At 62.2% G+C, this 6,297-nt stretch carries 7 protein-coding genes; 3 read left to right on the top strand and 4 right to left on the bottom strand.

Annotation, left to right across the window (positions count from 1 at the left end; all coding sequences use genetic code 11):
- The coding region (locus M2366_RS14385; protein WP_259270042.1) for a hypothetical protein at positions 1-828 on the bottom strand (828 nt) is incomplete at its 3' end.
- Positions 829-1,039: 211 nt separating this feature from the next.
- On the opposite strand from M2366_RS14385, the gene M2366_RS14380 reads away from it, so the two are divergent.
- The gene (locus M2366_RS14380; RefSeq protein WP_259237209.1) at positions 1,040-1,354 is read left to right on the top strand and encodes a YnjH family protein; all 315 of its coding nucleotides are present in this window, start codon (positions 1,040-1,042) and stop codon (positions 1,352-1,354) included.
- A 328-nt stretch (positions 1,355-1,682) separates the two neighbouring features.
- Here M2366_RS14380 and M2366_RS14375 read toward each other — a convergent pair whose 3' ends face one another.
- Entirely contained in the window at positions 1,683-3,131 is a 1,449-nt protein-coding gene (locus M2366_RS14375; protein WP_259270041.1) for a catalase, read from the bottom strand.
- 160 nt (positions 3,132-3,291) lie between these two features.
- On the opposite strand from M2366_RS14375, the gene M2366_RS14370 reads away from it, so the two are divergent.
- Positions 3,292-3,783 carry a GNAT family N-acetyltransferase gene (locus M2366_RS14370; RefSeq protein WP_259270040.1) on the top strand — a complete coding sequence of 164 codons (492 nt, stop codon included), beginning with the start codon at positions 3,292-3,294 and terminating at the stop codon, positions 3,781-3,783.
- Positions 3,780-4,637: a GyrI-like domain-containing protein gene (locus tag M2366_RS14365; protein ID WP_259270039.1), complete on the top strand. Its 858-nt coding sequence runs from the start codon at positions 3,780-3,782 to the stop codon at positions 4,635-4,637. Before M2366_RS14370 ends, M2366_RS14365 begins: the two co-directional genes overlap by 4 nt.
- A 110-nt stretch (positions 4,638-4,747) precedes the next feature.
- On the opposite strand, the gene M2366_RS14360 is transcribed toward M2366_RS14365, so the two are convergent.
- Both M2366_RS14360 and M2366_RS14355 read right to left on the bottom strand, forming a co-directional pair.
- Entirely contained in the window at positions 4,748-5,653 is a 906-nt protein-coding gene (locus M2366_RS14360; RefSeq protein WP_259237213.1) for a DMT family transporter, read from the bottom strand.
- Positions 5,654-5,776: 123 nt separating this feature from the next.
- A complete protein-coding gene (locus M2366_RS14355) occupies positions 5,777-6,217 on the bottom strand; it encodes a DUF2214 family protein (RefSeq protein ID WP_042044383.1) in 441 nt (146 codons plus the stop codon).
- Positions 6,218-6,297: the final 80 nt, after the last annotated feature.

Genomic DNA, 6,297 nt, shown 5'->3' with positions numbered 1-6,297 from the left:
ACTGATGGCCTTGTTGGCGCTGTCGGTCACGGCTTTGCTCTGAGCGCTGATGGCCTTGCTGGCACTGTCGGTGACCGCCTTGGTCTGATCGCTGACGGCCTTGCTGGCGCTGTCGGTGATGGTTTTGCTCTGATCACTGATGGCCTTGTTGGCGCTGTCGGTCACGGCTTTGCTCTGAGCGCTGATGGCCTTGCTGGCACTGTCGGTGACCGCCTTGGTCTGATCGCTGATGGCCTTGTTAGCACTGTCGGTGACGGCTTTGCTCTGATCACTGATGGCCTTGTTGGCGCTCTCTGTTACCGACTTGCTGGCACCCTGCACGGCACCATCGAGCGCCGCACTGGCGGAGCCGGTCATGGCCCCCTTGAGGGCATTTGCACTGGTATGCTGCCAGCCATCCATCTCGCTCGGCCAGCTTGGCGTCATCTGACCCAGTTGTTCGCCAAAGACCTCGACCACATCCCCCTTGAGCAGCTTGACCGCCATCTGGTTGGTGTCCGAGTTCCAGACCAGACCTGCCTTCTGAGCCATGTCGGGCACAGGGGTATAGCGGGATACCACATAGAAGAGCGGACCCTCTTGCTGCAGCTCGCCAGCGGTCTTGAGCAGGGCAACGGTGGTGTCATAGTTGGGGCCGAGCAGGGCCGTCATCCTGTCCTTGATGAGGGGCTGTTCGAACAGGTTGACCTCATTGGGATCGAAGCCAACCAGGGGTTTGAGGAGGGCCCACATCAGCTGGCTGGAGGGGCCCATCAGCAGCAGGGGGGCGACACAGGCGGATAACATCAGGCTCAGGCAAGCGGCCTTGAGGAAGGTCATGATACGCATTAGGAGAAAATCCAGATAACGATTTGATAACTAAGGTAATCTAGGCCTCGTCATGGCCAGGTTTCCAGGGGTTGTGGCGGCCACTTCCTGTACAGGCAAGCGGGGCGCTGGCAGGCTACCATAATGATTCCGGAATACCAGCTGGCCCACTAGTTATTAATCAAGTTTTCCCCCGTTCTGGTCGCCTGCAAGGGGTAACCAAGGAGTCGTTATGAAATCAGTCGGCATCATGCTGGCCCTGTGGGGCCTGAGTACAGTGGCGGTGGCCGAGCCCTTGCGCCATTCGACCCGGGTGGGCACGGATCTGCTGCTGCCACTGGGCTCATTGCCGGAGCGAGTCTGCTGGTTTGCGGATCAGAAGTATTCCCTTGGCGCCCAGCTTGAGCAGGGGGGATCCTGGCTGGTCTGTGCCCCCATCAACAGTCAGGAGAGCAATGGCCCGCTGGCTTGGCGCTCCGTGCAACAACAGCCGAGTGACGAGGTGCTACCTGATGCACAGATTGAGCGCATTCAGACCCCTCGCTGAGGCTTTTCTTGATCCAGTTAAAGACAGGGGCGGGATGGCTATCGCATAATGTGCCCTCGCTCACAATTGGCATGGGACCCAATACTATGGCTCGTCGCTCCTCTAATATTCAACGTCGTCGCAATAGTTGGTGGTACAAGCGCCTGTTGGTCAGGGAACGGGAAGAGCGCGAAGCGCGGTCCGTTCGGGATTGAGACAGATTGATGAGAAACGGGAACCCCAGGGTTCCCGTTTTTTATTTATCTCTCGGTGGCATGGGCGCTGAATATTGGGCGTCATTGATGGAAGCGGGGCCTGCAGGCCCCGTTTTTACTTTGCTGCCTGCGGCTCAGCGTTGCAGGGCGGCCAGGGCCAGCTCGACCCGCTTGGCGTATTCGGGATCGGCCTGCTCGAAGTGCTTGAGCTGGGCCGCGACTATGGCGTCATCTTCCACATGGATGAGAGAGCGCGCCAGGTTGGCAGCGAGGCGAGCACGTTGCCCCTCGTCCATGATGCGGAACAGCTCCCCCGGCTGGCTGTAGTAGTCGCTGTCATGGTCACGGAAGTCATGGTGCAGGGCGGCTCCTTCCAGACTCAGGGCCGGTTCGTGCTGCTCGCTCGGCTGCTGGGTGCCGAAGCGGTTCGGCTGGTAGTTGGGGCTGGCGCCGCCATTGCTGTCGGAGCGCATGGCACCGTCACGATGGGCGCCGTGGTGGAAGGGGCAGCGCGGGGCGTTGACCGGCAGCAGACCGTGGTTGACCCCGAGGCGGTAGCGCTGGGTGTCACCGTAGGAGAACAGCCGCCCTTGCAGCATGCGATCCGGCGAGAAGCCGATACCTGGCACCACGTTGGCCGGGGTGAAGGCCGCCTGCTCCACGTGGGCGAAGTAGTTGTCCGGGTTCTGGTTAAGCTCCAGCACGCCCACCGGGATCAGCGGATAGTCGCTGTGCGGCCACACCTTGGTGAGGTCGAACGGGTGGATTTTGTAGGTCTGGGCCTCGGCCTCCGGCATCACCTGCACATAGACCTTCCAGCGCGGGAAGTCCCCTTGCTCTATGGCGTTGAACAGATCCACCTGGCTGCTCTCCCTATCCTGCCCGACGACATTGGCCGCCTCTTCATCTGTGTAGAAGCTGTGGCCCTGCTCTGTCTTGAAGTGGAACTTGACCCAGAAGCGTTCGTTCGCGTCGTTGATAAAGCTGAAGGTATGGCTGCCGTAGCCGTTCATCTCCCGCAGGCTCTTGGGGATGCCGCGATCGCTGAACAAGATGGTGACCTGATGCAGGGATTCCGGGTGGCGGGACCAGAAGTCCCAGGCGGCGGTGGCGCTGCGCAGGTTGGTGCGCGGATCCCGCTTCTGGGTGTGGATGAAGTCGGGGAATTTCAGGGGATCGCGGATGAAGAACACCGGGGTGTTGTTGCCCACCAGATCCCAGTTGCCCTGCTCGGTATAGAACTTGAGGGCGAAGCCGCGCACGTCCCGCTCGGCATCGGCGGCCCCCTTCTCACCGGCCACGGTGGAGAAGCGCAGGAAGACAGGGGTCTGCTTGCCGACTGTGTTGAAGAGATCCGCCTTGCTGAATTGGCTGATGTCGTGGGTCAGGGTAAAGGTGCCGTAGGCGCCGGAGCCTTTAGCGTGAACCACTCGCTCGGGAATACGCTCGCGGTCGAAGTGGGCGAGTTTCTCCATCAACCAGATGTCTTGCATCAGCACCGGGCCGCGGGGGCCGGCGGTGAGGCTGTTGTTGTTGTCGACGACGGGGGCACCGTTGGCGCTGTGCAGGGTCTTGTCAGTCATGGGGCATCTCCTTGTGATGATGGAGGCACGATACGGCAAGGGGCGCGAGCGGGGCCAATCGGTCAGTTCTAAGTGTTTGATAGGTGGCCCTAATGGAGTTGGCTACGGACACAAAGGGCGCTATTTTGGACGGACGTTCACGGATCAGGGAGGAGAGGGGATGGTTGATATCAGGATTCGTCAGGCGGAGGTCGGGGATGCCCAGGGGTTGCGGGATCTCTATGCCATGCCAAAGGCTCAGGCAGGCACCCTGCAGATGCCCTATCCGACCCTGGCAATGTGGCAGAAACGGTTGGCCGAGCGTAGCGGCTACGGCCTGGTGGCCATGGTTGATGAGCTGCTGGTCGGCGATCTGGGGCTCTGGCTCGAGCCGAATCCACGTCGTCGCCATGTGGCTGGCATGGGCATGGGGGTCCGGGATGACTGGGCCGGCTGCGGCGTGGGCTCGGCCCTGCTGGGGGCGGCGGTGGATCTGGCGGACAACTGGCTCAACCTGCAGCGGCTCGAGCTGACGGTCTACAGCGACAACGCGGCCGCCATCGCGCTCTACCGCAAGTTCGGCTTCGAGCAGGAAGGTTGCTCACCCGCCTATGCATTTCGTGAAGGGCGCTTCGTCGATGCCCTGCATATGGGGCGGATCCGTCTGTCATGATCGACTATCGCGAGCGCCTGACTCCCGTGCTGCGGGCGCTGGAGCAGGAGCCGGATCTCTCCATCGAGGAGCTGGCGAGCCGCGCCTGCCTCTCCCTCTACCACTTCCATCGGGTGTTCACCGCTGTTGTGGGGGAGGCGCCGGGGGAGATGTGCCGGCGGCTGCGGATGCAGCGGGCGGCCTGGCAGCTCTGCTACACAGACGCCAGCGTCACCGCCATCGCTCTGGGGGCGGGTCTGGCCAGCTCCCAGGCCTTTGCCAAGGCGTTTCGCCGTCACTATGGCTGCACCCCGGGGGAGTTTCGCCGTGACAAGGGCAAGAACGGACACCATGAGCGCAAGGATGGACACGCATGGAACGACCCCCTCCCTTATGCTGAAGGCCACTCATCAGCAAGGAGCAACACCATGAAAACCGTCGAGATGGATGCCCGCACCCTGGCCTATATCCGGGTCACAGGCCCCTATGGCGAAGGCTATGACGCCGTCTGCAACCGCCTGCACCAGTGGGCCGCGCCCCGCGCTCTGGAAGGGGGGGAGTGGATCTTCATCTACCATGACAACCCGCAAGTGACACCGCCGGCCCAGTGTCGCACCGACATAGGTGTCACGGTGCCGGTGGGGACCCAGGGGACGGGGGAGGTGGAAACCCAGCTTATCCCCGCCGGGCGCTACGCCCAGTCCCGCTACCTCATCACGGATCGCAACCAGTACGGGCCGCGCTGGCAGGAACACATAGGCGACATAGTGTCCGCCGGGCTGGAGTTTGGCAGCGGCCCCTGCTTCGAGCTCTATCACAGCGTGAGCAACGATCCCCTGCAGGACGACGTCAGCTTCTGCTCCAGCGTGCGATAAAGGTGCGGCAATAAAACGAGGCGCCCAGAGGCGCCTCGTTTTATTGGGGTGGGTGGCCCCATCCCGGCGGCACCTTCTTTCCCGCGCCGCCGCGCAGCATACTGCCCGTATCAGGGCTGGCTGGGCACCTTGTCCCGACGGGATTTCCACCACCAGCGCAGTCTGATCTGGGAGAGAAGCATACCGATCAGCATCAGGATGCAGCCGATGACGGCGCGTTCATCGAGGATCTCGCCGAGCAGCAGCACACCACCGATGGCGGCGAACACTGTCTCCAGGCTGAGAATGATGGCGGCGTGGGCCGGATGGGCACCGCGCTGGCCGACCACCTGCAGGGTGTAGCCGATGCCGACCGAGACCAGCCCCGCGTAGAGCAGGGCCTGCCAACCCGCCACGGCACCGCTCAGGGTCGGGGTTTCGATGATGAAAGCCGTGCCAAGACTGAGCAGGCCACACACCACGAATTGCACCCCGGCCAGGCGGATAGGGGCGACCCGGTTCGAGTAGTGATCCAGCACCAGCAGGTGAATGGCCCAGAACAGGGCGCCGATCACCTGCAGCAGGTCGCCATAGCCGATGGTGAAATCATCGGTCACGCTGAGCACATAGAGCCCGACCATGGCGATGAGGGCGCCGACCCAGGTGTTGGCCCCCGTCTTGTGGCGCAGCGCCAAGCCGAGCACCGGCACCAATATGATGTAGAGACCGGTGATGAAGCCTGCCTTGGCGGCCGTGGTATAGAGCAGTCCCACCTGTTGCAGGGAGGCGGCGCAAAACAGCACGCCCCCCGCCAGGGTGCCACCGATCAGCAGCAGGCGCGGGTTATCCTCAGCGCGAGGTTGCGTCGGTTGACGGGATTTGAGCCACCACAGCAGGGGCAGGAGCGAGAGGGCCCCGAGCAGGAAGCGCAGGCCATTGAAGGTGTAAGGCCCCATGTGATCCATTCCCAGTCGCTGGGCGACGAAGCCCAGCCCCCAGATGGCGGCGGCCATCAGCAACATCATGTTAGAACGCATAAGGTTTCATCCCTGAAATCAAAAAGTTGAACTTCCTTCCTGTGCCACCATACCGACAGCCATGGCGTTTGTCTTGGCCGAGCTCAGCCAGGCCCCTGTGACTGGCTGCGAGTATTGAATGGGTCAGGAGCTGGAGCTATGGGCCAGCAGCGGGATCAGCATCAGCAGCAGCAGGTCGATGCGCAGTATCCAGATCACCCACAGCTGCTGTTGCGTCGACACCATGGGAGCCCTGCCCCGCCGCAGGGATTGGCGCCAGCGATAGAAGAGGCGGCTCGGATAGCCGAAACTCAGCGCCATCAGCATGAAGAGCACCAGTTTGAGCCGGTAGCTGGGCAATTGCAGCAGTGCGATCGGGCCCTGAGGCTCTGCGTAGAGTTGCATCAGGCCACTGATGAACAGCAGCAGCAGGGCCAGCGCCGCCAGACCATCGGCGATCAGCAACTTGCGCACCTGCTCGATGGACATGCCGCGCCTGAACAGAAAATACTCGGAGGTGAGGGCGCCGGTGAGCAGGATCAGGGCGCAAAAATGCACCGCGATCCAGTTGTCGTGAGTCAGCATGGCAGCGCAGGTTGTGGGTCAGTGAACATCTCTCTCTTCCTTTGGACGCCGTCGTGACGGGCTGTTAATCTGGCTCAAAT

The organism is Aeromonas sp. BIGb0405 (genome assembly GCF_024807335.1).
In the GTDB taxonomy this organism is placed as follows: domain Bacteria; phylum Pseudomonadota; class Gammaproteobacteria; order Enterobacterales; family Aeromonadaceae; genus Aeromonas; species Aeromonas rivuli.
This window is presented reverse-complemented; position numbering and strand designations above follow the sequence as displayed.

What these genes read in the sequence shown, in the direction of transcription:
- M2366_RS14370 (WP_259270040.1), top strand. Translation starts at nt 3,292, where the DNA reads ATGGTTGATATCAGGATTCGTCAGGCGGAGGTCGGGGATGCCCAGGGG.
- M2366_RS14365 (WP_259270039.1), top strand. Translation starts at nt 3,780, where the DNA reads ATGATCGACTATCGCGAGCGCCTGACTCCCGTGCTGCGGGCGCTGGAG.
- M2366_RS14360 (WP_259237213.1), bottom strand. Translation starts at nt 5,653, where the DNA reads ATGCGTTCTAACATGATGTTGCTGATGGCCGCCGCCATCTGGGGGCTG.
- M2366_RS14375 (WP_259270041.1), bottom strand. Translation starts at nt 3,131, where the DNA reads ATGACTGACAAGACCCTGCACAGCGCCAACGGTGCCCCCGTCGTCGAC.
- M2366_RS14355 (WP_042044383.1), bottom strand. Translation starts at nt 6,217, where the DNA reads ATGCTGACTCACGACAACTGGATCGCGGTGCATTTTTGCGCCCTGATC.
- M2366_RS14380 (WP_259237209.1), top strand. Translation starts at nt 1,040, where the DNA reads ATGAAATCAGTCGGCATCATGCTGGCCCTGTGGGGCCTGAGTACAGTG.